The sequence below is a fragment of the Microbacterium sp. NPDC078814 genome (assembly GCF_040702645.1).
In the GTDB taxonomy this organism is placed as follows: Bacteria; Actinomycetota; Actinomycetes; order Actinomycetales; family Microbacteriaceae; genus Microbacterium.
In genome coordinates, this window is the sequence record NZ_JBFBLT010000004.1 from 362,897 (window position 1) to 387,655 (window position 24,759).

The following is a 24,759-nucleotide window of genomic DNA, read 5'->3' on the forward strand; positions in this document are numbered from 1 at the left end:
GTGGACCAGGACCGGGCGAGGCGGGACGAGGCGCGCCCGGGACTTCCGGGAACAGTGTGTCAACATAGAGGCGTGAAAGGCATCATTCTCGCCGGGGGCTCCGGCACGCGTCTGCACCCGATCACACTGGGGGTCTCGAAGCAGCTGATCCCGGTGTACGACAAGCCGATGGTCTACTACCCGCTGTCGACGCTGATGCTCGCCGGCATCCGCGACATCCTGGTGATCACCACCCCGCACGACGCCGCGCACTTCGAGCGGCTGCTGGGCGACGGATCGCAGTTCGGGATCAACCTGCAGTTCGCGCAGCAGCCGTCGCCGGACGGCCTCGCCCAGGCCTTCACCATCGGCGCGGACTTCATCGGCGACGACTCGGTCGCCCTGGTCCTCGGCGACAACCTGCTCTACGGCCCCGGCCTCGGGAGCCGCCTGCAGCGGTTCGAGGACATCGACGGCGGCGCGGTCTTCGCCTACTGGGTGGCGGAGCCCCAGGCCTACGGCGTGGTCGAGTTCGACGACGAGGGCCGCGCGGTGTCGCTCGAGGAGAAGCCCGCACAGCCCAAGAGCAACTACGCCGTCCCCGGTCTGTACTTCTACGACAACGACGTCGTCGAGATCGCCCGCAACCTGGAGCCGAGCGCTCGCGGCGAGTACGAGATCACCGACATCAACCGCGCCTATCTGGAGCGCGGCAAGCTGCAGGTCGAGGTCCTCCCGCGGGGCACCGCGTGGCTCGACACCGGCACGTTCGACCAGATGACGGACGCCGCGGAGTACGTGCGCACGATGGAACGACGCACCGCGCTGAAGATCGGCGTCCCCGAGGAGGTGGCGTGGCGCCAGGGCTTCCTGAGCGACGACGAACTGCGCGAGCGCGCCGAGAAGCTGGTCAAGTCGGGCTACGGGGTCTACCTGCTCGACATCCTGAAGAGAGGACACGCATGAGCCGTCTGCTCGTGACCGGAGGCGCCGGCTTCATCGGCTCCAACTTCGTCCACCACGTGGTGGCGCACACGGACCACCACGTGACCGTGCTCGACGCGCTCACCTACGCCGGCAACCGGCGCTCGCTGGAGGGCCTGCCCGAGGACCGGGTCACCTTCGTCGAGGGCGACATCACCGACGCCGCCCTCGTCGACCAGCTCTTCGCCGAGACCGACGCGGTGGTCCACTATGCCGCGGAGTCGCACAACGACAACTCGCTGAACGACCCGCGTCCGTTCCTCGACACGAACATCGTCGGCACCTACACGCTGCTCGAGGCGGCGCGTCGCCACGATCGCCGTTTCCACCACATCTCGACGGACGAGGTGTACGGGGACCTCGAGCTGGACGACCCGGAGCGCTTCACCGAGTCGACGCCGTACAACCCGTCGTCGCCGTACTCCTCGACCAAGGCCGGCAGCGACCTCCTGGTCCGCGCCTGGGTCCGGTCGTTCGGCGTCCAGGCGACCATCTCGAACTGCTCCAACAACTACGGCCCGTACCAGCACGTGGAGAAGTTCATCCCGCGGCAGATCACGAACGTGCTCCGGGGCATCCGTCCGAAGCTCTACGGCGCCGGCGAGAACGTGCGCGACTGGATCCACGCGGACGACCACTCCTCCGCGGTCCTCACGATCCTGGACAAGGGCGCCATCGGCGAGACCTACCTGATCGGCGCGGACGGCGAGCGCAACAACAAGGACGTCGTGGAGCTCATCCTCACGATGATGGGGCAGCCCGCCGACGCCTACGACCACGTCACCGACCGCGCGGGCCACGACCTCCGCTACGCGATCGACTCCACGAAGCTGCGCACCGAGCTCGGCTGGCGTCCGCAGTTCTCCGACTTCGAGGCCGGCCTGTCGGCGACGATCGACTGGTACCGCGACAACGAGTCGTGGTGGGCGCCGAGCAAGGACGCCGTCGAGGCGTTCTACGCGGGCAAGGGCCAGTGAGCGCCGCGTTCGGGAAGAAGCTGGAGCGCATCGAGACCCCCATCCCGGGTCTCGTGGTGTTCGAGCTGCCCGTCCATGGGGACTCCCGCGGCTGGTTCAAGGAGAACTGGCAGCGCGAGAAGATGGTCGCCCTCGGTCTCGAGGACTTCGGCCCCGTGCAGAACAACATCTCCTTCAACGACGCCGTCGGCACCACCCGCGGCATCCACGCGGAGCCCTGGGACAAGTGGGTGTCGGTCGCGACCGGACGCATCTTCGGCGCCTGGGTCGACCTCCGTGAGGGCCCTTCGTTCGGCACGGTCTTCACGACCGAGCTCGACCCGTCGCGGGCCATCTTCGTGCCGCGCGGGGTCGGCAACTCGTACCAGACGCTCGAGCCGGACACCGCCTACACGTACCTCGTGAACGATCACTGGTCCCCCGACGCCTCGTACTCGTTCCTGAACCTGGCCGACGAGACGGCCGCCATCGCATGGCCGATCCCGCTCTCCGAGGTGGAGATCTCGGAGAAGGACAAGGCCCACCCGCGCCTCGCGGACGTCACGCCGATCCCGCCGAAGAAGACGCTCGTCGTCGGTGCGGCCGGACAGCTCGGCCGAGCCCTGCGAGCGACGCTCGGGGAGGCACCGCACATCGAGTACGCGACGAGGGACGACCTCGACCTGCGCTCCGCGGAGCTGTCCACGGCCCGCCGCTGGCGGGACTACGGCACGATCATCAACGCGGCGGCCTACACGGCGGTCGACAAGGCCGAGACCCCCGAGGGCCGGGCGGAGGCGTGGGCGTCGAACGTGACCGGTCTGGTCGCGCTCGCGACGATCGCCGCCGAGAACGACCTGACGCTGGTCCACGTCTCGAGCGACTACGTCTTCGACGGCAGCAAGGACGGCACCTACACCGAGACCGACGCGGTCTGCCCGCTCGGCGTGTACGGGCAGACCAAGGCCGCGGCGGACGCGGTGGCCGCGACCGTGCCGCGCCACTACATCATCCGCACCTCCTGGGTGATCGGGGACGGCGGGAACTTCGTGCGCACGATGGCCTCGCTGGCCGAGCGCGGCATCGCCCCCAGCGTCGTCGCCGATCAGATCGGACGGCTCACCTTCACGGAGGACATCGCCCGCGCGATCGTCCACCTGCAGGAGGCCGCGGCGCCGTACGGCGTCTACAACGTGACCGGATCCGGCGAGCCCCGCTCCTGGGCGGACATCGCGCGGGACGTCTTCCGTCTGCGCGGCTCCGACCCCGCCGACATCCGCGACGTGACGACCGCGGAGTACTTCGCCTCGGCCACCACGCCGGTCGCCCCGCGCCCGCACAACAGCGTCCTCGACCTGTCGAAGATCGAGGCCACCGGCTTCCGACCCGCCGATGCCGGGCAGTCGCTGGAGGCCTACCTCGCCGACCCGGCCTAGTCCGGCCCGTCGCCAGGCCGCGCTCGGGCGCGCCCCGTAGACTGGCAGGGCCGGATCCCGGCAGCAAAGAAGGGTCTTCATGCGGTCTGCTCTCATCGGTCACACGGGTTTCGTCGGCTCCAACCTGCTCGACGCGCACGGGTTCGACGACCTGTACAACTCGAAGAACATCGGCGACATCGCCGGCCGGGAGTACGACCTGGTGGTGAGCGCCGGCAACCGTGCCGACTCCTTCCGCATCAACAACGACGGCCCCGCGGACCTCGCCGAGATCGATGAGCTCGTCGACACCGTGCTGCGCGCCCGCATCGGCAAGCTCGTGCTCATCTCGACGGTCTGCGTGTACCCGGAAGGCGGCGCACCGGACGAGGACACCCCGCTCTCGCCGGAGGGCCTCACCCCGTACGGAGCCAACCGTCTGCACCAGGAGCGGCGGTTCGCGGACGCCGTGGACACCACGATCGTCCGTCTCCCCCAGCTCTACGGGGCGCGGCTGAAGAAGGGCGTCGTCTACGACCTCGCGAACGACTACCGCGTCGAGCACATCCGTCCGGCGAACCGCTTCCAGCACTACGACGTCCGCGAGCTGTGGGGGCACATCGAGACCGCCCTCGCCCACGGGCTGGAGGCCGTCAACATCGCTACGCCGCCCCTCCCCAACGGGCGCCTGGCGGCGGAGGTCTTCGGACGCGACATCTCCGACCAGGTGCCTCCGGAGCCGGAGTCGCCGTTCGCGCGGATGTACACCCGGAACATGACCACCCGTCACGCGGACCTGCTCGGCGGAACCGACGGCTACCTCCTCACCGAAGAGGCGGAGCTCGCGGGGCTGCGCCGGTTCGCGAACGAACTGCAGCAAGAGAGGCACTGAGCGTGTACAAGGGCCATACCATCTCGGCGATCGTCACCTGCGCCGGCAAGGGCACCCGTTTCGGCAGCAACAAGCTGCTCGTGGAACTCGGCGGCATGACGGTGCTGGAGCGCACCGTCCGTGCCGTCGCCCTGCCGTTCATCGATGAGATCATCGTCACGATCAGCGCGGAGAACGAGCACACGTACCGTCGCATCCTCATCGACGAGGCGGACCTCCCGGTGACCCTCGTCGTCGGCGGCGAGGAGCGGCATCTGAGCGCGAAGAAGGGGCTCAAGGCCACCACCGGCGACATCATCCTCGTCCACGACGGCGTGCGCCCGTTCGTGACCGAGAAGCTCATCCGCGACGTGCTGGATGCGGCGATCGAGGACGGCGCCGCGATGCTCGGAACGCCGAGCACCGTCCAGGTGAAGCTCGTCGGCGACGACGGCTTCATCGAGGGCTCGCTGGACCGCTCGCACTCCTGGCTCGGCCAGACGCCCCAGGCCTTCCGCCGCAAGCTGCTGAAGAAGTCCTACAAGCGCGCGGTGAAGTCGAACTACCAGCGGGTGAGCGACGACGCCGATCTCGTGCACGAGTTCATGGGCACCCCGTCCCGCATCCTCCTCGGCGATGTGAACAACATCAAGATCACCACCCCGCAGGATCTCGGCACGGCGCGGTTGATCGTCGACCGCCTGATCGCCGCCGAAGAGGACTCCTGAGATGACCGCTCCCGCCCTCAAGGTCTCGGTGGTCATCGCGACCTATCGTTCGGGTGCCGGTCTCGACCGTCTGGTCGCCTCCCTCGACGCGCAGACCCTGCCGACCGCGGAATGGGAGGCGCTCTTCGTCGACGACGGGTCCGGCCCGGAGACCCTCGCCCGCCTGGAGTCCCTCGCCGCCGAGCGAGCCAACTGGCGTGTGATCCCGCTGGAGCACTCCGGCTGGCCCTCGAAGCCGCGGAATGTCGGAGTGGAGCACGCTCGCGGCGAGTACGTGAGCTTCATGGACCACGACGACGAGCTGTTCCCTGATGGACTGCGCGCGGCCTACTCGTTCGCCAAGAGGAACCGGGCGGACATCCTCAACGGCAAGGAGTCGCACACGACGGCCGTGTCGTGGGCGATGACCCAGTACCGCGAGAATGCCGACAACATCCGCGGGCAGGTGGACCCGTTCCCCGTCGCGCCCATGAATCCGCACAAGATGTATCGGACGGAGTTCCTCCGCACGAACGGGATCAAGTTCCACGAGGGCAGTCGTGTCCTCTACGAGGACAACCTCTTCAACCTCGAAGCGCTCTCGCGCGCGAGCGTCATCTCGACGATGGCCGACGTCCCGTACTATCACTGGGTTCGGGACGGGAGCACCACCGGATCCAGTACCTTCCGTCGAGACCCCGCCGAGTTCTTCGGTTCGCTGGAACGCGTGCTTCGCGCGACGCAGGAGTTCCTCAGTGAGCCGTCGGATGCGGCGCTCCGCGACGCCGCCATCAGCTACCAGCACCGGCTCCGCTTCGCCGGCCACTTCAATGCCGCATGGGCGCGCCGCTCCCCCAGCGTGCGCCAGCGCGAGATCGAACTGATCACGCCGTTGATCGCGGAGTTCATCCCGGAACGCCTGGATGCGACCCTTCCCCGTCGGCTTCAAGCGAAGATGCACCTCTTCCGCGCCGGCGAGTGGGACGCCCTCACCTCCCTCGCCGTCATCGAGGACCAGCTCGACCCCCACCACAAGCTGGAGAGCGTCGTCCCGGGCGATGACGGCGGGCTGGACATCACGACGCGGTCCGTATGGCGGACCCCCGAGGGCGACCCGATGCGTCTGGAGGTCCGGGACGGACGGTTCATTCGCCGTCTGCCGGATGAGATCCGGTCCCTCCTTCCGGCTGAGCTGCTCGACATCACCGACGACCTGCGAGCCTCGCACCTGGCCATCGCGGGGCGGATCTCGTCGCCCTTGAGCACCTGGGCGTTCCCCGGCAGCACCGAGCTGGTCAGCCAGGACTCCGAGGCCGGGCACGAAGCCGTGTTCCTCACCCGCGGACGCTTCGATCCCGCGACGGCGCAGCTCGGCCACCCCGCCACGCCGGGCATGTGGGATCTCGGCGTCGACGCCGTGTTCCTCGGGTCCGCGAGTCAGCGGCGGATCGCCGTACCGCCGGACGTCCGCGCAGCCCAACTTCGGCTCGGCTCCCGCGATTCCTATCTCGTGGCGGGAAGCGACAAGGGAAAGCTCGCGATCAGCGTCGACGTTCCCTGGCATGTCAGCAATGCCTTCAGCCGGGGCTTCGCGATCTCGCCGATGCCCGGAGGCCGTGCCCGTCTGACCTTTCCCCACGTCACGTCCGCTGCGGACGGGGTCGACGGGGTCACGATCACCCTCCTGCCCCGGCGGGTCGCATCGTTCGCGAAACGTCGGCGCCATGTCATGCGGCGCGTTCTGGAACGGCTCTGGCCCGCCCCGAGCCGCCCACTGCAGGTGTCCCCGTCCGGCGCGGAGATCACCGTTCCCCGCAGGCTGTTCCGGTCTGGTCGCATGCTGTTTGTCACCCTCGGCGGAGCCTCACCCCGGCAGCCGCTCGGAATTCACGTCGGAACGCGCGACGGAGAGATTAAGCGCCTCCCGGCGGGCTGACGTGCCGCTGTCCGGGTACACGAATCAATAGACGAAAGTCGAGTGCCCAAGAAGAGGCCGCTTCACTACCGTGAAGTCATGCACTCGGCTTCCGCCAAGGGGGCCCCGCCGCGATCGCCGTCTCCGTGGCACAGTTCGGCTCCGTCGCCGTCTCCTGTGAGGGTGGCGTGACCGTCGGGACCTCACGTGCCACCGCCGTCGGTCTCGGCGCCATCGACGTGGGTGAAGGAGCCGACTCGCTCGGCATCAGCCCCCGCATCGTCACGGACACGGCTTCGCTCACGCGCCCCGGCAATGACGGGATGGACTTCCTCCGCCTTCGATTCGCGGCGGACACCGTGACTCAGATCCAGGCACCGGCCTCGGATTACGGAGACCTGTGATGACCCACGAGAACGAGGCTCTGCGTCTGACACCCTCGTCCGACGAGACGGCCGTTCCGCCCGGGAGTACCGGCCTGACGCGGCGCCGGCTGCTGACCTCCGGCGGTGTGGCGTTCGTGGCGCTGAACGTCGGCGTCTCCGCCGCCGCAGCCCACGCCGATCCCCGCACCACCGCTCCGACAGCCCTCGCCGGTGGGGGCACTCGCCTCTCCGCCTGGGGTGGCTACGCGAACGGCTACATCCCGGCGTCCGCTCTGACGGCCATCCCCTGGAACACGGCGCGGCGACTCCGCACCGACGCGGCGAACGCTCTCATCGCCTTGAACGACGCCTACCGCGGAGCCTTCGGGCGTGACCTCGTCCTCAATGACGCCTATCGCGACTTCGCAGGCCAGGTCGAAGCTCGGAACTACTGGTGCGGACAGGGAAACTGCGGATTCGCCGCGGTCCCTGGAACGTCCAATCACGGCTGGGCCGTGGCTATTGACATTGGCGTGACGAGGACCGACTGGACGAATCCGACATATGTCTGGATGAAGGCAAATGCGCCGGGATTCGGGTGGACCCATCCGGCATGGGCCGAACCCGGAGGCGCACATCCTGAAGCGTGGCACTGGGAATACACCGGAGCCTTTGTACCCACACCGACCCCGGAGGAAGAAATGGCAATCGAAGACCTGTACACGACATTCAGCAAGACCGGCGGGCAGAGCGTCGCCGTGAATGACAACCCGAATCTCCACATCAATGATCTCGCGCACGTCTCGGTGGCCAGTGGGGTCGCGAAGCACATCACCGGCAACCTGACGATCACCGTCACGGCGGGACCCCGGGCGGGGACTTCAAGGTCTTCCCCATCGTGTGGGATGCGTCCACGGATGTGGAGTCGTCGCTGGGATCCCAGGAGATCGTCTTCACCGCCGGTGAGAGCATCTCGAAGGTCCCGGTCAACTGCGCCCTCACCGAGACCCAGCGCCTGAAGTTCCGGGTGGGCGCCTCGTCGACGGCCTTCAGCGTCAAGAACGCCGTCTTCCGCGGCGCGAAGCTCAACTAGGGATGACGAGAGGCCGTGTCCGAGGTGACCTCGGACACGGCCTCTCGCGTGTGTCAGCGACCGGAGGACAGGGGGTTGTCCTCACGCAGCCGGGAGAAGACGAGGTCATAGAGCTCCGCGACACGGCGGTTGTCCTGTCGCACCTCTTTCAACTGCTGCTCGAGATCGGCGATGCGCTCCAGGAGCTCGGCAGCGACCTCCGCGGCGATCACGTCACGCTGGTCCGGATCGAAGCGCTGGAGCTTCGCGTACGCCGTGGGAGCGATGAAGCTGGCGATTTTTCGGATGATCGCTCTCATGCGATGGTCTCCTTCTTGTCGAGGGCAGCGAGCTCACGCGCGAAGACCGTGTCGCCGGCCCTCACCGTTCCCTCGATGCGACGGATGCGCTCCACGTTCACCCGGCGGAGCTGCCGGTGATCGCGACGCCGTGTGCGATGGACGAGTTCACGGCGGAGAGGGTGACCCCGGAGTTCCTTCTCCAACCACTCGCTCGGCAGGTGCCAGGTGGACGGCTGTCCGTGGACGTATCTCCTGCTCAGGTCGATGTCGCTGTGGATGTCCGCGAAGCCCCGCCCGCGCAGCACGAGATCGAGAAGGAGGTAGATGTTCTGTCGATTGGTCTTCGTCAGCGACTGCACGCTGTGGTGGGCGAAGATGAACCACTCGTCGCCCGTGCCCAGCATCCACGCGCCGAACTCCAGGAGGGCCGCGCGGTCGTTGAAGTTCAGGTACCGGAAGTCCGGATTGCCGTCACGCACCGTCGATCGTGCGACGCGGAGCGCCTCATGGCTGTAGTCGACGCCCGTCACCCGGTTTCCCCGGGAAGCCAGGGCCGCCGTCCATCGGCCGTCTCCGCATCCCAGATCCAGGATCCGCGCTCCCGCCGGCACGTCCCTCAGGAAGCGCTCGACCGCCTGCTCTCCGGAACCCACCCCGACGGGCTCCGTGTACTCGAGGTAATGCTTGTCCCAGTACACGCGGCCGCGGTTGAAGACGCCGAACCATGTCTCGAAGCGGTTCTTCGTCGCCTTCGGCGTGATGAACTTGAAGGTGGGGTCGGGGTGTCGCCAGTCCTTGCCGTAGGCATACTCGAGCCAGGCGGACGGGTTCGCCGGCTCGGGGAGCTCGACCCCCTGGACCTCGCGCGGTCTCGTCGGAAGCAGGTCCTCCTGGACGACTTCCGGACCACGCAGAGCGAACGGCTGACAGTACAGACCGTCCCGGAAGAACCCGGTGAAGATGTCGATGTAGTGGTCGGGCTGCCCCTCGTCATCGAAGAACTCGATCTCGAGATGCGCCAGGCTGTGCCGGACCACCGTGTACCCGTGCGCGAGGAGCGTGCGCTCCATGTCGTACGAGACCAGGCCGAGATCCAGAGGGTTGTCGGCGGGACAGAGGAATGCGAAATCCATGTCGTCGTCATGCGGCAGGAGTGCGCCGTCTCGAACGATGCCGAGGAGGGTGCCGCCCACCATGTAGAGGTCGAACCCCTTCGCGACGAGGAGATCCACCAGGGCGCGGCCGTTGTCCAGCAGAGCCTTGCCAGTCGTGGCGCTGCGACCTTCCAGTACCGGACCGAGGCGATCCCACTTGGTCATCGCCAGCCAGCGCCCCCGAGCATCCGTGAGCTCGAGCCGCTGCCGGGACCAGCCGAATCGGACGTTCTTCTGCTCGGCGAGGATCTCGCCCGTGGCCGCGTCCGTGATCGACACCGTGGCGATGCCGGCGAGGCGCGACTTCAGCGCCGGCGGCCAGAGGAACTCCACACGGTCGGAGGCGCTCTCCGGGACATCGGTGGACCACACGCGGTGCCCGTCCACGCGGACGTCGATCACCCGCACGCCCTGAAGGCTCTGCGCGTCCAGGATCAACCGCTTCCGAGTAGCCCTGATCATACGCCGAGCGCCTCCACGGCCTCGTCGATCGGCCCGTCGAAGATCTTCTTGCCCTTCTTGATGACCACGCCGCGCTGGCAGAGGTCCTTCACCATGTTCGTGTTGTGGCTCACGACGAGCATGGTCACACCCCGGGAGGTGAGCTCCTTGATCTTCGCGGAGCACTTCGCCCGGAACGGGGCGTCGCCGACCGACAGGACCTCGTCGACCAGCAGGATGTCCAGCTCCACATGGATCGCGACCGAGAAGGCCAGGCGCATGAACATTCCCGATGAGTAGTGCTTGACCTCCTGATCGATGAACTCGCCGATCTCCGAGAACGCCACGATCTCGTCGAAGCGCTCGTCGATCTCGTCCTTGCTCATCCCGAGGATGGCGGCGTTGAGGTAGACGTTCTCGCGTCCGGAGAGCTCGGGGTGGAATCCGGCACCGACCTCGATCAGGCCGGCGACCCGCCCCCGCGTGAGCACGCGGCCGCTGTCGGGCTCGAGCACACCGGAGATCAGCTTCAGGGTAGTGGACTTCCCCGAGCCGTTCAGCCCCATGATGGCGACGGACTCGCCCTCGCCGACCTGGAAGCTGATGTCGTCGAGCGCGGTGAACTTGTCCGCGCGCACCTTCTTGCCGCGGATCCAGCCGACGAACGCCTCCTTGAAGGAGTGGCTGTTCCGCTTGAGGAACCGCTTGGAGACGTGGTCGACGACGATGCTCGGCGGGGCAACGGTCTGAGAGAGAATCTGAGACATCACAGGTCCTGTGCGAAAGAGCGTTCGAAACGGCGGAAGGTCAGCTGACCGATCAGCAGGACCACGAGGCAGATGATCAAGGCGACGGCGAGCGCCACTCCGAAGCCGGGCAGGATGCTGGGATCGACCTCGCCCGGCGCGGGCGGCTGCGTCGTTCCCGCCCAGAATCCCTGGTGGAAGAGCTCCACCGCCACCGTGAGAGGGTTCCAGGTGTAGACCGTGAAGAGCCACGAGTGGTTCTCCAGCGCCTCCTGGACAAGCACCCAGCTGTACAGGACCGGCGACGTCCAGGTCGAGAACATCTTGATGAGGTCGACGAAGTTCTGGGCATCCCGGAACCGGACGTTGAGAGCGCTGAAGAAGATGCCGAGGCCGAGGGCGAAGAGAAGCACGATCGCCACGGCGAGCAGAATCCCCGCGATGCCCACCAGGGACGGAGTCCACCCGACGAGCAGACAGACGAGGAGCAGGATCGCGACCTGAGGCAGGAAATGGATGAAGGCGATGATGGTCGAAGCGACCGGAAAGAGCTCCCGTGGCAGGTAGATCTTCTTCACCAGTGCCCGGTTGTCGACGATGGAGGTCGTGGCGTTGCCGAACGCCTCGTTGAAGAGGTTCACGGCGACCACGCCCGAGAACAGGTAGATGGGGAAGTTCTCGATGTTCCGGTCGAGCTTGAGGATGACGCCCATCACGAAGTAGTAGATCAGGAACTGCGACAGCGGCTTGACGTAAGACCACAGCCACCCCAGGACGGAGTTGCGGTAGCGGGTGGCCGTCCCTTTGCGGACGAGGAGCCGGAGCAGGTATCCCCGACGGAACACGTCGAGGACACCCCTCCCCCGGCCGGGAACGTCATACTCGCTCAGGTCGATGGGCGTGCCAAAGGTCAACGGGATTTGCCTTTCGGTGACGGGTACGGCGTTCGCACCCAAGCATCCCGCCAGTATATCTGAGGCACCTGAAACGACCCCGGGCGCCGCACAGCGGCTCGGACTCTACTTCGGCATACCCGCGATGGTCCTGGCGTCGACGGTGAGGACCGTCCCCGTGGTGGCGGACGACGACACCAGCTTCCCGCCGACCGGCTCGTAGAACACTCCGTTGCCCTGCGTGAGCCGAAGGCTCGTGATGGGCGCCGCCTCCGCGAACCGCATCGATCGGCACGTCTCCGCCGTCAGGCTCACCGGGACGAACCCTCCGAGAGCCGCCTGTGCCAGGGGGTAGAGCACGCCGCGTGCAGCCACGTACGTGCGGCCCTCGCACAGGACGAAGATGCCGACGCGCGTCGAGTCGAGAGGCAGGTTCGCCAGCAGCGGTGCCGAGACGACGCGATAGCCCTCACGGATGCCGAGGTCTTCGCCGACGCCCCAGTTCGGGACGTGCAGGCGGCGCGTGCCGTCGACGAGTGTCACCTCCGACTGCCCGTCGGCGCGCACCGCATCTCCTGCCTGGGGGATTCCCGTCGGCGACGGCAGCCAGCTCAGGTACGAGGCGGAGACGGAGACCGGGGTGACCGGCACGCCCCCGGCCGCCCTGTTCACGGCCGCCTGGTCGCGCAGCAGCAGGAAGCCGCCATCCGTGTAGACCGACGTGCGCGTTCCGTCCGAGAGGAAGAGCCGTCCGCTGACGGTCGCCCCGGATGCGAGTGCCGCGCACGCCGACGGACTCAGGTCGCTGGCCTTCACCTCTCCGACCTCCGACGCGGTCACGGCGACCTTCCGCCCGCCCGCGATCACGTACAGGCCGTCGGCGCAACGGACGAACGGCTGCAGGTCGCCCCGGCGCTCCATCCCGTGGGTCGCGTCGCCGGGCAGCACGGCGGCGGGAGAGGTGTATCCGAGCTCGTTCCCGAGCGACCACGACGGAAGGCGCAGGAGACGGGCACCGTCGACGAACCAGACCTCGGAAGCGCCTTGCGCCCGCATCACGGTCCCCGGAGCCGGGTAACGGGAGGCCTGGGGCAGCGTCGCGAAGTAGTCCTTCGACACCTGGTTGACGGTCGGGCGGACGCCCCCGTTCAGATCGATCATCTGGTTGACCGTCGCGATGTGACGCACCTTGCCGTCGACGGCGTGGTAGACCTCGGCCCCTCCCGGGACGCGGAGGAAGACGCCCTTGTTCGCGTTTCCGCCGGAGAGCTGGAGAGCCGAGCAGTTGGCGGCATCCAGGCCGGTGACTCCGAATCCCGCCGGTGGCGTGCCGACGTACTGCCGGAGCTTCCCCTCACCGAGGAGGTAGTTCTTCCCGCCGCACGTGTAGATCAGACCGAGTGGCGAGCCTTCGCGATAGTTCGCGAGGTCGGCCCGGGAGACCACGCTGGTGGTGACGGCTGCGAGACCCAGCTCGCGCGCTGTCGCCCACGACGGCAGGTGGTAGAGGACACCGGACTGCGCGTCCGCGAGCCAGACGCGCGAGTCGCCCTTCTCGCGGATGAAGAGGCCGGCGCCGAACCGGATGCGGTCCGCGACGCGGAGCTTCGACTTCACGGCCGAGGGGAAGACCGCGGCGAACGGCGTCTTGCCGCCGTTGAGGCTCCGCGCGGCTGCATCGCCGAAGACGGGGTAGGCCGTTCCCCCATCCACCTGGTGGATTCGCCCCCCGGCATCCCAGCGGCCGAACGCGGACATCTCCGCTCCGGCCTGGAACTTCGTGAAGAGTGCCGGCGTGAGCTGGACGAGGGACGCCCCGCACGCCCCTCCCCAGGTCTCGACCAGCGCGCAACTCGGGAAACGGTGCGTCTGATTGCCGCTCAGGAACGCCACGACGCCTGTGGACGCATTGCGCACGTAGAACGAGCCCCGCGGCCCCTCCTTGAACTTGTCCAGAACCGACTGCGTCACGACGACCGGCGCACCGAAGACGGCCTTGTACTCGGGGTACGCCTCGGCGGTGAGGTGGTACCGATTGGTCCCGGAGAGCAGCCACACGGCTGTGCCGACCTTGACGAGGCCCTGCATGGACGTGGGGTTCTGCGTGGATCCGAACCAGTCGGTGAAGTAGTTGTAGAAGTTGCGGTTGCCATAGGCCGAGCACCCGTCACCGGTTCCGTACCCGGCCCGGAGCGCTGCGGCGTTGGGCTGGTACGGCGTGTAGTAGTACAGGGCCGACGTCGCCTTGTTGGCCACGTAGACGGGCGACGAACCGCACGAGCGGTTGGGGTTGTAGAGGATGTTCCAGGTGCGGCCCGGCGCATACCACTGGAACCACTTGCCCTCCATGTAGATCTGCATCTGCCGGGCGGCACCGTAGATCTGGTGGAAGAAGCCGATGAAGTTCGGGTCGCAGGGCGCGGTGTCCGGGCAGCCCTGACCCAGCGCGATCCGGTAGCGCCAGGCGCTCGGCCACGTGTGGGTGATCAGGCCCTGCTCCTTCTGGAGCATCACGATGAGCACCTGCGGGTTGATGTTGCAGGCCTGCGCGACGCGGTAGATGATCCGCGCCGCGGACTCGTTCGCCGCGCCCGAGTATCCGCTGCAGTACTGGTCGCCCGGGCGGGACACCGTGTTCATGCGGAAGTCCTTGAGACAGACGATCGGCTCGTTGTTCTCGTCCCGGCCGCCGAGGCACCGGGAGACCTTGCTGTTGAAGAAGCTCTGGATCTGCGCCTCGGTCATCGTGCTCTTGTTGGTGAACACGGCGTCGCTGATGATGTTGCCGGCGTTGAACCCGGCGAGCGTGCTCTTCGCTATGCCCGCGGTCACGGGGTCGCCCGAGATGCGGCCGGTGCTCGCGGGAGCGGGCACGGCGGTCGTGGCGGCGGAGGCCGCGGTGGCGGGGACCACCGTGCCGAGGACCAGGGCGGAGACGGCGAGGAAACAGGTGAGAAGGCGGGTGACCTTCGCGGTGTTTCGAGAGCGTGGGGCACGTCGAGACATGTGACCAGTGTGACGGAAGTTGCAGGATGATGCCACCGTTGCACGAAAAGGGCGACCTCTCGTCGGCGTGTCGCGCGTTTACGAAGCTGGCTCCCAGCCGCTCACAGCTCGGCGTGCAGGCTCCAGACGCGCTCCGCCGCGCTCGCCCAGGAGAACGCCCGCGAGCGATCGGCGGCGAGCACCCGGAGGCGCGCGGCTCCGTCTCCTGCGGCGTCCGCGACCGCATCAGGGAGCGCGTGCTCCTCGACCACCACACCGCCGTCCGCGATCACGTCGCGGTGGCACCCGGACTCCGTCGCCACGACGGGAACACCGAGGGTCATCGCCTCCACCGCCCGCCACGGCCACCCGGAGACGGCGTCGGTGGCGACGTACACCCGCGCGGCGGACAGCACCGCGGCCCGATCGGCGACATCGAGCGCGCCGCGGACATGCGCACGCCGCTCCGGCAGTCCGGCGGCGGCGGCGATCTCGGCGATGCGCGGCTCGCTCCCCTCCGCCGCGCCGATCACCACGGCATCGAGCCCCGCGGCGACGGCCCCGCGGAAGCCGGCGGCCAGACCGTCTTCCGGGCCGGACAGCACGAGGTAGTCCGCGGGGAGGCCGAGGTCGTCTCGGTGCGCGGGCGCGGCGGCGGGGACCACCAGATCCTGCGCGGGCGCGCCGGCGATCACGCGGACGCGGTCGCCGAGCTTCGCGAGCCCCGAGAGCTTCTCGGCCATCGAGTGGGAGGGCACGACAACGGCGTCCGCGTGCTTCACCGCGCGCCGCAGCATCCCCCGGTGCCAGGCGACCGCGCCGCGGGACAGCTGGGACGGCGCCTCCCACGCGCGCAGGTCCCACAGTGTGACCGTCGTCTGGTCGTTGTCGTGCACGCGGTCATGGCGGACCAGCGGGGCCAGCAGCGTCGGCGCGTGGATGAGACCGCCGCCGACGCCGGGAGCGATGCCGAGCTGCCAGGACGCCGCGAGCTCCCGCCGCCCGACCGCGAGCGTGCGCACCTCGCCGATCCCGCGGATCCCGACCTCCGCGCCCGCGGGCACGATCGCGTCGACCGTGCAGTTCGGCGGCGCCGTCTGGACGAGACCGACGGCGAGATCGCGCGAGGCCGACGCCTGGTCGGGATCGACGACATGCACGAGCTGATCCAGAACAACACGCAGCCGAGCACCCATGGGATCAGGCTAACCGCGCGACCCCGGCCCGGCGGGGAGCGCATCACCTTCCCGGGACGGCACTCAGCGTTCCCACAGAATGAGGCTCTCGCCGGATGCCGCCGGCGTGCTTGAATGCCAGGGTGAGCGATGGTCGACTTCCCGTCCGGCGCCGGTGGATCGGGTGGACCATCGGCCTCCTCATCACGCTGCTCGTCCTGGCTCTCGGCTGGGTGGCCGTGCGCGGCATCGGGGCGGTGGACAACCTGCAGCAGATCTCGAAGGGGACGACGCAGCTCAAGCAGGCGATCGCCGCCGGCGATCTCGACGCCGCCGGGCCCATCGCCGGACGCATCTCCCACCACGCGGAGTCGGCCCGGTCTCTCACCGGGGACCCGATCTGGCAGGCGTTCGGCGTCCTCCCCTGGATCGGACCGAACTTCCGCGCGGTGAGCGAGGTCGCCGTGATCGCGGACGACGTCTCCACCGACGCGCTGGACCCGCTGCTCGACGTCGCCGACGCGGTCGACCTCTCCAGTCTCGGCTTCTCGGGCGGCGCGATCGACCTCGCCCCCTTCGCGGAGATCGAGGAACCGCTCGGCACGGCGAGCGCGGCTCTGACCTCGGCGGAGGACCGGGCGCGGCGGATCGACGCCGACGCCACACTCCCGCCCCTGGCCGACGCCGTCCGGGAGATGCGGGGCGCGGTCACCCAGGCCGCGACGGCCGTGGGCGCCCTGCACGGCGCCTCCGTGCTCCTGCCCACGATGCTGGGCGGCGACGGACCGCGCACCTACGTGCTCGCGATGCAGAACAATGCCGAGCTGCGGTCGTCGGGCGGGATCGTCGGCTCCATCGCGCTGCTGCGCGCCGAGAACGGCAGGATCACGCTGCAGCAGCAGGCCTCCACGCGCGACTTCCCCCCGCTGGACACCGCACTGCCCCTCAGCGACAGCACCGTCGCGCTCTTCGAGGACCGCCCGGGACGCTATCTGCAGAACATCACGAGCATCCCGGACTTCCGCGAGGCCGGCGAGACCATCGCCGCCCGGTGGGAGGGCCGGTTCGGTGGGAAGGTCGACGGCGTGATCGCCGTGGACGCACTGGTGGCGGCGCATCTCATGCGCGCCACCGGCGACCTGACGTTCGGCCCCTTCACCGCGACGGCGGACACCGTGACCGACATCCTGCTCTCGGAGATCTACGCCGCGGTCCCCGATCCCGCCGTCCAGGACGACATCTTCGCGCAGGCCGCCGGTGGGCTCTTCGCGGCCGCGCTGTCGAACGCGAAGCCTCAGGACCTCGTCCGCGCTCTCGCGGACGCCGCGGGGGAAGGACGCGTCCGGATCTGGAGCGCGCACGAGCCGGAGGAGGAGCTCCTTGCAGCGAGCGCCCTGGGCGGCGCACTCCCCCAGGACGACGCCGACGCCGCGGCCGTGGGCGTGCTCTTCAACGACGGCACCGGCGGGAAGATGGACTACTACACGCGCGCGTCCATCGCGACGGCGGTGGGGACGTGTGCCGGGGCGCCGACGACGCAGGTGCGCGTGACCTGGACGAACACCGCACCCGCCGATGCCGCCACCTCCCTGCCGCCGTACGTCACGGGCGACGGCGTCTACGGGGTGCCCGCGGGGAGCGTGCGCACCCTGATCGCCGTCTACGGTCCCCAGGGCGCCCTGCCTTCGCACATCGATCGCGACGGCGCCGAGGAGGGCGTCCAGACGACGACCATCCAGGACCGGGCCGTCGTGCAGCACGAGGTGCTGCTCGCCCCGGGAGAGTCCACGACCATCACGGTGGAGTTCCAGGGCGAGGGCGCGGGAGAACGGCTGACGGAGGTGCGGCACACGCCGCTGATCGTCGATCCGGAGCTGACGCGCGACACCCTGCGTTGCGGCTCGTGACATTCGCCGACGGATGAGGTACTGTCATCTCACTGGGGAATAACCGGGGTCCGTGAACCTGCCGTGGGGGCAGAGGGCCTCGCGCAGTCGGATGCAGGGGTGTATCCGGAGGCGATTCCGCGTGAAATTCTGGGGAGAAATCATGCTGAAGAAACTGGCTGCCATCAGCCTTACCGCTGGCGCGCTCATCCTGGCCGCGCCGACCGTCGCCTCTGCCGCGCCGAGCGACTCGTACCCGTCTCCGCCGAGCGCGAAGGTGGGTGACGCGATCATCGACACCTGCGAGGTCTCGACCGTCGCGTTCGGCGCCGGGTTCTTCGAGCCGTCGGAGACCGTAGGCGTGTCCGTGTCCGGCCAGAACGCCGGCGCCGCCGCCATCTCGGGCAACACCGCCGCTTCCGACGGCAGCCTGACGGTGACGTTCCGCCCGCCGTCCGACGGACAGGGGGCCTACGCCCTCGACTTCGCCGGTTCGCGACCGTACACCGCCATGGTCACGGTCTCGCACGGGAACACGGCCGCATCGAGCTGCGATCACGATCCGGGAGTGGCCGCGCCGGCCGGCACCGAGCTTCCGCTCACCGGCGGGGGCATGGAACTCGCCCTCACCGGCGGCTCGGTGTCGCCGTGGGTCCTCGGCGGTGGAGCGGTCGCTCTGGTCGCCGGTGGTGCCCTCGTCGCCGTCGGAGCCGCGCGCCGCAAGCGCGCCTGAGCCGCGCGCCGCACGCGCGCCTGAGCCTGGCTGCCGCCTCGTGCGGTGGTCGGCTGGACGACGGTGATCCCTCCCCCTCCGATCACCGTCGTCTGGCGAATCCGGTCATGAACCGGACGCCCACGGGTGATATTCCCGGGAACATCATCCGTGGGCTGCGTCATGCCCGCGGCACGCTCACGGAGTAGGCGTCGGCGTCTCCGTCGGGGGGTGCAGCTTCTCCTGCATGAGCTCGTGGATGAAGTCGTAGTTCGGGTCGAACTCGTCGACACCGTTCTCGGGGGTGAGCTCGACGGTCTGGACCGGCTGCTCCTTCGCCTTGAGCATCAGATCGAAGAACTCCGGCAGCTTGCCCTGCGGGAGATCGGTGCTGATGAGCGCCGTCCCCGCGGCCGCCACCTCGTTGAACCGCGTGAGGACGGTCTGCGGAGTGAACTGGGCGAGGATCGCCTCCTGCAGCTCCCGCTGCCGCTTCATGCGGTCCCAGTCGCTGGTCGTGTAGCGCGAGCGGGCGTACCACTGCGCCGTGTCGCCGTCCATGTGCTGCGCCCCCGGCTCGATCCAACCGATGGCCCACTCGTTGACGTCGGTCCCGGACCACCCGTCGGGCGGCCCACCCTTGGGCAGGCGCTCCGTGACCGTGATGTCGACACCGCCCAGAGCGTCGACGAGATCGGCGAAGCCGTGCATGTCGACGAACACGTAGTACGGGATCTCGATGCCGAGCACCCCTTCCGCGGCGTCCTTGGTCGCCTCGATGCCGGGCGCCGAGCCGGCGGCGTCCGCCCCGGGGTAGAGCCCGGTCCCCTTATCCTCGCGGCACACCTCGGCGGCATTCCGGACGTGGTTCATCCAGCCGTTCCAGCCGCAGGACGACGACGCGAAGCCCTGGAACCCGTCCGGATAGAGCTCCTGCATCGGGCTGCCGTCGCTGAACGGGGCGTGCGGGAGCTCGCGCGGGATGCCGGTGATGGTGACCGCGCCCGTCTCGGCGTTCACGGAGACCACCGAGATGCTGTCGAATCGCATCGAGTCGCGCCCGTCACCGCTGTCCGCACCGAGCAGCAGGATGTTGTAGTATCCGTCGCTCGGCGGCAGGCTCGGGCCGCTCTGCCCGAAGATGGCACCGACGCTGCCGCGCACGGAGCCCACCGCCGTCGCCGCGTACCCCGTGACGCCGCCGACCAGTCCCAGCAGGACGAGGGCGACGACGGGGAGCAGGAAGCGCGACGGGGCGGGGACCTTCACGAGCCGGACGAGTCGGAGCGTGTCGAAGGTGAGGACGATCCAGAGGACGACGACGCCGACGAGCAGCACCTGCACGAGTGTCAGGAGCGCGGCGGACACGAGGCCGCCGCCGATCGCGAGCCAGAGGAAGACGGGGCGCGCGAACAGCGCGAGGCCGAGGGCGACGATCGCGAGGACCCACGTGGTCAGGGTGACGCCGAGACCGAACCGCCCCAGACGGCGGTTCCCGGCCAGGACCTGGGCCGAGCCCGGGAGCAGGACGTTGAGCCCGACGAGCCACCAGGCGCGTTTCGACATGAGCCGGGCATCGCCGGAGTCGGGGTGCCGCAGCGGCCGGGTCTCGATGAGCGGGCGCCGCGTCGCGCGCGGGGGCGCAAGGGTCACAGCGAGCCCTTCAGCCGATCGTTCTTCTCCTCGACCTGCGCCTCGAGGTCGGCGGCGTAGGCCTCGACGCGGTCGGCCAGCTCGTCGTCCGCGGCACCGAGGATCCGGGCCGCGAGCAGACCGGCGTTGCGGGCGCCGCCGATGGAGACCGTCGCGACCGGGATCCCTGCGGGCATCTGCACGATCGAGAGGAGCGAGTCCATGCCGTCCAGGTACGCCAGCGGCACAGGCACCCCGACGACGGGCAGCGCTGTCATGGACGCGAGCATGCCGGGCAGATGGGCGGCACCGCCGGCGCCGGCGATGATGACGCGCAGCCCGCGGGACCGGGCCTCCCGTGCGTACGACATGAGCTTGTCCGGCGTGCGGTGGGCGGAGACCACCTCGACCTCGTGCGGGATCCCGAAGTCGGTGAGCGCCTGGGAGGCGTCGCTCATGACGCGCCAGTCGGAATCGGATCCCATGACGACGCCGACCAACGGGGCGGCGGAGGAGTGCAGTGGCTCGGTCACCAGATCAGGCTACGGTCTCGCGCTGGGAGAATCCCCGAGCGGCACACGTCTTTTCCCGTGTCCTGCCGCCGACTCAGTCGAACGCGGCCGCCGCGGCCCTGGCCTCGTACACCGCATCGTCGAGGTCGTCCCCGGCGACGTTGACATGCCCGACCTTGCGGCCGGGGCGAGGGGCCTTGCCGTAGGTGTGGATCTTCGCGTCCGGGTGCGCGGTCATCGCCGCCTCGAAGCGATCCCCCAGGGTGCCCTCCGCGGGACCGCCGAGGATGTTCACCATCACGGACCAGGCGGCGCGCGGCTGGGTGTTCCCCAGCGGCAGATCGGCCACGGCCCGGAGATGCTGCTCGAACTGCCCCGTGATCGCGCCGTCCTGGCTCCAGTGGCCGCTGTTGTGCGGACGCATCGCGAGCTCGTTCACGAGGATGCGCTCGTCCTCGGTCTCGAAGAGCTCCACCGCGAGCATGCCGGTCACGCCGAGACCCTCGGCGATGCGACGCCCGATGTCCTCGGCGACGTCGGCGAGCCGGTCGGTGGCGGCGGGGGCCGGGGCGATGACCTCGGCGCAGACGCCGTCGCGCTGGACGGTCTCCACGACCGGATAGGAGATCATCTCTCCCCCGGGGCGCCGTGCGACCTGCTGGGCGAGCTCGCGGACGAACGGCACGAGCTCCTCGGCGAGAAGCGCGTCGGTGTCGTCCAGCGCGTCCAGCCAGTCCTGCGCCTCGGCGGCGGAACGCACGACGCGCACGCCCTTGCCGTCGTAGCCGCCGCGCGGCGTCTTCACCACAGCCGCACCGTCGTGGTCGTCGAGGAAGCGCTGCAGCTCCTCTGACGAACGGACCGGTGCCCACTCCGGCTGGGGCACGCCGAGCTCCGCCAGGCGCGCGCGCATGACGAGCTTGTCCTGCGCGAACTGGAGGGCGTCCGGACCCGGATGCACGGCGACGCCCTCGGCGACGAGGGCGCGCAGGACCTCCTGCGGCACGTGCTCGTGGTCGAAGGTGATGACGTCGACGTCGGCCGCGAAGGCACGAACGGTCTCGAGATCGCGGTAGTCGCCGACCGCCGTGGCGGCCAGCCCCGCGGCCATCCCCTCCTCCTCGGCGAGGACCCGCAGATCGAGTCCGAGCTCGACCGCCGGAGCGATCATCATCCGTGCCAGCTGTCCTCCGCCGATCACGCCCACGCGCAGCGCCATGTGCCGCCTCCATTCGTCATGCCCATTCTTCCGCACGCGCGAGGGCACCGGAAACGCTCGGGCACCGGGGACGCCCCCGGCGGGTCAGGACAGGTCGTCGCCGCTCGCCTGGGCGTCGCGGTGGGCCAGGATCTGGCCGACCTCGATCTGGTCGGCCAGCGTCTCGTGCACGAGGGTGACGTTGGGCACGTTGACGAGGCGCAGCGGGGCGTCGACGCCGTTGGAGAGCGTGATCGTGCCGCAGCCCCACATCCGCTGGAGCGGACCGCGGCGCACGCCGATCGTGTAGCCGCGCGCGTGGGACATCTCCCGGCGATGCCGCGAACCCAGCCCCTGCGCCGCGATCACACGACGGGTGGTGATCGTCGTCGTCCGCGAGTACCAGACGATGAACGGGATCACGACGGCCACGAGGACGACGAGGCCGGCGGCGGCGAGCAGCATCCAGTCCTCGAACCCGGCCGGCAGGTTGCCGTAGAAGTACGCGGTGACCCCGAAGACCGCGATGAGCACCAGCGCAGACCAGAAGAGGCGACGCGCGTGGCTGCGGAAGCGCGCGATGAGCAGCTCCTCGGCGGGGGTGCCGGGCGGCGGCATCAGCGGTCTTCCGCCGAGCGTCACGGGCTGGGTCACACCCCCATTGTGCCCGGGATCGCGGACAACGCCGTCCGCGGGGCGGCGTGTCCCCGCGTCACGCGGGCCGCACGTGCACGACGTCGCCCGCGGAGACGGCCTGCGCGGTCCCCTCCGCGGCGACGAGCAGGCGCCCCTCCGCATCGATGCCGACGGCTATGCCCTCGAGGATCCGTCCGCCGGGGAGGGACACCCGCACGGCCTGTCCGATCGTGGCGCAGCGTGCCGTCACCGCCTCGCGCAGCCCGCTCGTGACCGCGCTTCCCGCGGCGGCGAGCGCGCGCAGGTGCCCGTCGAGCGCACCGAGATAGTCGTGCAGCAGCGCGTCCTCGTCGGCGACGACGTCGTGCACCGCGAACGACGTGGCCGTCGGCACCGGGAGCTCGGCGGCCGCCATGGCCGTGTTGACCCCCGCCCCCACGATGACCGCGTCCGGGCCCGCCTCGGCGAGGATCCCGCAGATCTTGCGCTCGTCGACGAGCACGTCGTTCGGCCACTTGAGCGCCACCTCGGCATCCGGGAGCTGCGCGGCGACAGCGGCCGTCATCGCCTCACCGGCTGCGAGCGGGATCCATCCCCGGGCGCGGGGATCCGTCGGGAGGTCGCGCAGGAGCACCGACACCGCGAGCGCGGTGCCCGCCGGAGCGGTCCAGCGGCGGTCGAGGCGCCCCCGTCCCGCCGTCTGGTCACGGGTGAGGAGGACGGAGAGGTGCGGCCAGGCGCGAGCGTCGTGCGCCTTCGCGCGGAGGTCGGCATTCGTCGATCCGGTCGCGTCGAGGACCTCGAGACGCGGTGCGAGCGCGGCGGCGCGCGGGAACCCGGTGCTCATACGTCCTCGTCGTCCGCCTCGTCGTCATCGTCGTCCTCGTCGCCGCGGACGGCGCCGATCTCGCGGTCGCGCCAGCGCTCCCACTCCGCCATGAGCCCGTCGACGGCGGCGTGGAACTTCTCCGTGGCGACCCCCGGCGTCGTGTCCCCGAAGTAGTGGCGGACCCACATCTGCAGGCGGGCGACCGCCGCCTCGTCGGCCCGGACGCGCTCGAGCTCGGCGACGATGTCGTCCGCAGACTCCGCGGTCAGCCATTCGCAGTCCGACAGGTAGCCGGTGGTGTCGACGGCCGCACGGTCGTCGACCGGGCGCGTGATCATGAGCGGCTTCCCGGCCGCGAGCCGGTCGTAGACCATCGCGGAGATGTCGACCACGGCGACGTCGGCGGCCGCGAGCTGCCATCCCAGCTCCGCACCGTCGTCGTACACGTGCTGAGCGGCGGGATCAGCCGCGTTCGCTGCGGCGATGGCGGCGATGATCCGGCGGTGGGCGGCCCCGTAGGCGTCGTCGACGACGCCGCTCCGCGGATGCGGGCGGTAGATCACCCGGTGACGACCGGTCTCCAGCAGTCGGGCGACGAGCCGCTCGCCGTGCGACGCGATCGAGCCGTAGTGGGCGCTCGGGCGGTCCCCCTCCCAGGTCGGCGCATAGAGCACGACGAGGCGGTCGTCCGGGGTGTACGGCAGGGAGCCCGAGTAGTGATCCGCCTGCGGACGGCCGATCTCGATCGTGCGGCGCTCCACGTCGTAGTCCCACAGCGTGCGCGAGAGGCGGTCCCTGGCGGCCTGCCCGGCCACGAAGGCGTAGTCGTACGCCTTGTACTGGTTCGTGGTCATGTACATCTTGTCGGACTCGCCGTGGTTGATGAACACGTGCCAGCGGCGGCCGTAGCGGAACATTTGGAAGTTGCGGGTGTTCTGGTTGACGTACAGCACGACGCGGATGTCCTGCGTGGCGAGGAAACGCTCGAGATCCCGCACGGTCGGCACGAAGGCGACGGGCGGCGCGTCCTCCTCGAGGAGCTTCTCCGCTCCGGTCGCCTGGCGGGCCAGCACCACGACGGGCCAGCGCTCCGCGAGCGCGGCGAGCGGGCGGTACCACTGGCGCATTTGGTACATGTTCACCGCGCCGTCGGCGAAGTACACCGCGACCCGGAAGTGATCGGCGGGATAGGCCTCCTGGGCCGCGAGGCGGCGACGGACGCGCTGCACCGCGGACCGGGACGCGAGCGCCCGTCGCAGGAGCCGATAGGCCTTCTTCGCGTCAGACAGTGCACCCATCCCTCCAGGATAGTTCGTCCCGCTGTCGTCCCCCCTGGGCGCCCCGGGGTCCCGATGCTCCGCCTGGGAGAGCGCGGGGAGGCGCGCGTGACATGA

General features: G+C 69.4%; 22 protein-coding genes and 1 pseudogene. 11 read left to right on the top strand and 12 right to left on the bottom strand.

Annotated features, from left to right (window positions below; all coding sequences use genetic code 11):
• Positions 1–72 precede the first annotated feature (72 nt).
• The 9 genes and pseudogenes from rfbA to AB0300_RS10585 all read left to right on the top strand — a co-directional run bounded on the left by rfbA (position 73) and on the right by AB0300_RS10585 (position 8,285).
• Positions 73–945 (top strand): glucose-1-phosphate thymidylyltransferase RfbA, encoded by an 873-nt coding sequence (gene rfbA / locus AB0300_RS10545; RefSeq protein ID WP_025103013.1) that lies wholly within the window; start codon positions 73–75, stop codon positions 943–945.
• Positions 942–1,940, top strand: a complete 999-nt coding sequence (rfbB, locus tag AB0300_RS10550; protein WP_025103012.1) for a dTDP-glucose 4,6-dehydratase — start codon at positions 942–944, stop codon at positions 1,938–1,940. Before rfbA ends, rfbB begins: the two co-directional genes overlap by 4 nt.
• Complete coding sequence (locus tag AB0300_RS10555; protein ID WP_366215958.1) at positions 1,937–3,355, top strand: bifunctional dTDP-4-dehydrorhamnose 3,5-epimerase family protein/NAD(P)-dependent oxidoreductase; 1,419 nt, start codon at positions 1,937–1,939, stop codon at positions 3,353–3,355. Before rfbB ends, AB0300_RS10555 begins: the two co-directional genes overlap by 4 nt.
• 79 nt (positions 3,356–3,434) lie before the next feature.
• Positions 3,435–4,226 (top strand): NAD-dependent epimerase/dehydratase family protein, encoded by a 792-nt coding sequence (locus AB0300_RS10560; RefSeq protein WP_025103010.1) that lies wholly within the window; start codon positions 3,435–3,437, stop codon positions 4,224–4,226.
• A gap of 2 nt (positions 4,227–4,228) precedes the next feature.
• On the top strand, positions 4,229–4,933 hold the full coding sequence (locus AB0300_RS10565; RefSeq protein ID WP_025103009.1) for a 2-C-methyl-D-erythritol 4-phosphate cytidylyltransferase: 705 nt from the start codon (positions 4,229–4,231) through the stop codon (positions 4,931–4,933).
• Between the two features lies 1 nt (position 4,934).
• The gene (locus tag AB0300_RS10570; RefSeq protein ID WP_366215959.1) at positions 4,935–6,848 is read left to right on the top strand and encodes a glycosyltransferase family 2 protein; all 1,914 of its coding nucleotides are present in this window, start codon (positions 4,935–4,937) and stop codon (positions 6,846–6,848) included.
• 167 nt (positions 6,849–7,015) lie between these two features.
• Entirely contained in the window at positions 7,016–7,231 is a 216-nt protein-coding gene (locus tag AB0300_RS10575) for a hypothetical protein (protein WP_249521524.1), read from the top strand.
• Positions 7,231–7,848: pseudogene (locus AB0300_RS10580) on the top strand (M15 family metallopeptidase); the annotation flags it as partial. The gene AB0300_RS10575 and the pseudogene AB0300_RS10580, both read left to right, overlap by 1 nt.
• Positions 7,849–8,090: 242 nt before the next feature.
• Positions 8,091–8,285 carry a hypothetical protein gene (locus tag AB0300_RS10585; RefSeq protein WP_366215979.1) on the top strand — a complete coding sequence of 65 codons (195 nt, stop codon included), beginning with the start codon at positions 8,091–8,093 and terminating at the stop codon, positions 8,283–8,285.
• A gap of 53 nt (positions 8,286–8,338) precedes the next feature.
• Here AB0300_RS10585 and AB0300_RS10590 read toward each other — a convergent pair whose 3' ends face one another.
• The 6 genes from AB0300_RS10590 to AB0300_RS10615 all read right to left on the bottom strand — a co-directional run bounded on the left by AB0300_RS10590 (position 8,339) and on the right by AB0300_RS10615 (position 15,981).
• The gene (locus tag AB0300_RS10590) at positions 8,339–8,584 is read right to left on the bottom strand and encodes a DUF6752 domain-containing protein (RefSeq protein WP_025103006.1); all 246 of its coding nucleotides are present in this window, start codon (positions 8,582–8,584) and stop codon (positions 8,339–8,341) included.
• Positions 8,581–10,182 (bottom strand): methyltransferase domain-containing protein, encoded by a 1,602-nt coding sequence (locus AB0300_RS10595; protein WP_366215960.1) that lies wholly within the window; start codon positions 10,180–10,182, stop codon positions 8,581–8,583. The genes AB0300_RS10590 and AB0300_RS10595 overlap by 4 nt, the downstream gene beginning before the upstream one ends.
• Entirely contained in the window at positions 10,179–10,928 is a 750-nt protein-coding gene (locus AB0300_RS10600) for an ABC transporter ATP-binding protein (RefSeq protein WP_025103004.1), read from the bottom strand. The genes AB0300_RS10595 and AB0300_RS10600 overlap by 4 nt, the downstream gene beginning before the upstream one ends.
• Positions 10,928–11,821, bottom strand: a complete 894-nt coding sequence (locus AB0300_RS10605) for an ABC transporter permease (protein ID WP_025103003.1) — start codon at positions 11,819–11,821, stop codon at positions 10,928–10,930. The genes AB0300_RS10600 and AB0300_RS10605 overlap by 1 nt, the downstream gene beginning before the upstream one ends.
• A gap of 105 nt (positions 11,822–11,926) precedes the next feature.
• Positions 11,927–14,806, bottom strand: coding sequence for a hypothetical protein (locus AB0300_RS10610; RefSeq protein ID WP_366215961.1), 2,880 nt, complete (start codon positions 14,804–14,806; stop codon positions 11,927–11,929).
• Positions 14,807–14,907: 101 nt separating this feature from the next.
• Complete coding sequence (locus AB0300_RS10615) at positions 14,908–15,981, bottom strand: glycosyltransferase (protein ID WP_366215962.1); 1,074 nt, start codon at positions 15,979–15,981, stop codon at positions 14,908–14,910.
• 122 nt (positions 15,982–16,103) lie between these two features.
• Here AB0300_RS10615 and AB0300_RS10620 point away from each other — a divergent pair, with 122 nt between their 5' ends.
• Complete coding sequence (locus AB0300_RS10620) at positions 16,104–17,867, top strand: DUF4012 domain-containing protein (protein ID WP_025103000.1); 1,764 nt, start codon at positions 16,104–16,106, stop codon at positions 17,865–17,867.
• 142 nt (positions 17,868–18,009) lie between these two features.
• Positions 18,010–18,579, top strand: coding sequence for a hypothetical protein (locus AB0300_RS10625; protein WP_025102999.1), 570 nt, complete (start codon positions 18,010–18,012; stop codon positions 18,577–18,579).
• A gap of 177 nt (positions 18,580–18,756) precedes the next feature.
• Here the strand turns inward: AB0300_RS10625 and AB0300_RS10630 are convergent, their stop codons facing one another.
• The 6 genes from AB0300_RS10630 to AB0300_RS10655 form a co-directional block, all read right to left on the bottom strand.
• Entirely contained in the window at positions 18,757–20,211 is a 1,455-nt protein-coding gene (locus tag AB0300_RS10630) for an LCP family protein (RefSeq protein WP_249521519.1), read from the bottom strand.
• Positions 20,208–20,675, bottom strand: a complete 468-nt coding sequence (gene purE, locus AB0300_RS10635) for a 5-(carboxyamino)imidazole ribonucleotide mutase (RefSeq protein ID WP_025102997.1) — start codon at positions 20,673–20,675, stop codon at positions 20,208–20,210. Before purE ends, AB0300_RS10630 begins: the two co-directional genes overlap by 4 nt.
• 121 nt (positions 20,676–20,796) lie before the next feature.
• Positions 20,797–21,921, bottom strand: coding sequence for a 5-(carboxyamino)imidazole ribonucleotide synthase (locus AB0300_RS10640; RefSeq protein ID WP_025102996.1), 1,125 nt, complete (start codon positions 21,919–21,921; stop codon positions 20,797–20,799).
• 84 nt (positions 21,922–22,005) lie between these two features.
• The gene (locus AB0300_RS10645) at positions 22,006–22,518 is read right to left on the bottom strand and encodes a PH domain-containing protein (protein ID WP_081811543.1); all 513 of its coding nucleotides are present in this window, start codon (positions 22,516–22,518) and stop codon (positions 22,006–22,008) included.
• A gap of 94 nt (positions 22,519–22,612) precedes the next feature.
• Positions 22,613–23,383 (bottom strand): biotin--[acetyl-CoA-carboxylase] ligase, encoded by a 771-nt coding sequence (locus tag AB0300_RS10650; protein ID WP_366215963.1) that lies wholly within the window; start codon positions 23,381–23,383, stop codon positions 22,613–22,615.
• Complete coding sequence (locus tag AB0300_RS10655; protein ID WP_366215964.1) at positions 23,380–24,663, bottom strand: CDP-glycerol glycerophosphotransferase family protein; 1,284 nt, start codon at positions 24,661–24,663, stop codon at positions 23,380–23,382. Before AB0300_RS10655 ends, AB0300_RS10650 begins: the two co-directional genes overlap by 4 nt.
• Positions 24,664–24,759: the final 96 nt, after the last annotated feature.

What these genes read in the sequence shown, in the direction of transcription:
- rfbB (WP_025103012.1), top strand. Translation starts at nt 942, where the DNA reads ATGAGCCGTCTGCTCGTGACCGGAGGCGCCGGCTTCATCGGCTCCAAC.
- AB0300_RS10560 (WP_025103010.1), top strand. Translation starts at nt 3,435, where the DNA reads ATGCGGTCTGCTCTCATCGGTCACACGGGTTTCGTCGGCTCCAACCTG.
- AB0300_RS10570 (WP_366215959.1), top strand. Translation starts at nt 4,935, where the DNA reads ATGACCGCTCCCGCCCTCAAGGTCTCGGTGGTCATCGCGACCTATCGT.
- AB0300_RS10590 (WP_025103006.1), bottom strand. Translation starts at nt 8,584, where the DNA reads ATGAGAGCGATCATCCGAAAAATCGCCAGCTTCATCGCTCCCACGGCG.
- AB0300_RS10595 (WP_366215960.1), bottom strand. Translation starts at nt 10,182, where the DNA reads ATGATCAGGGCTACTCGGAAGCGGTTGATCCTGGACGCGCAGAGCCTT.
- AB0300_RS10600 (WP_025103004.1), bottom strand. Translation starts at nt 10,928, where the DNA reads ATGTCTCAGATTCTCTCTCAGACCGTTGCCCCGCCGAGCATCGTCGTC.
- AB0300_RS10610 (WP_366215961.1), bottom strand. Translation starts at nt 14,806, where the DNA reads ATGTCTCGACGTGCCCCACGCTCTCGAAACACCGCGAAGGTCACCCGC.
- AB0300_RS10615 (WP_366215962.1), bottom strand. Translation starts at nt 15,981, where the DNA reads ATGGGTGCTCGGCTGCGTGTTGTTCTGGATCAGCTCGTGCATGTCGTC.
- AB0300_RS10625 (WP_025102999.1), top strand. Translation starts at nt 18,010, where the DNA reads ATGCTGAAGAAACTGGCTGCCATCAGCCTTACCGCTGGCGCGCTCATC.
- purE (WP_025102997.1), bottom strand. Translation starts at nt 20,675, where the DNA reads ATGGGATCCGATTCCGACTGGCGCGTCATGAGCGACGCCTCCCAGGCG.
- AB0300_RS10640 (WP_025102996.1), bottom strand. Translation starts at nt 21,921, where the DNA reads ATGGCGCTGCGCGTGGGCGTGATCGGCGGAGGACAGCTGGCACGGATG.
- AB0300_RS10645 (WP_081811543.1), bottom strand. Translation starts at nt 22,518, where the DNA reads ATGCCGCCGCCCGGCACCCCCGCCGAGGAGCTGCTCATCGCGCGCTTC.
- AB0300_RS10650 (WP_366215963.1), bottom strand. Translation starts at nt 23,383, where the DNA reads ATGAGCACCGGGTTCCCGCGCGCCGCCGCGCTCGCACCGCGTCTCGAG.
- AB0300_RS10655 (WP_366215964.1), bottom strand. Translation starts at nt 24,663, where the DNA reads ATGGGTGCACTGTCTGACGCGAAGAAGGCCTATCGGCTCCTGCGACGG.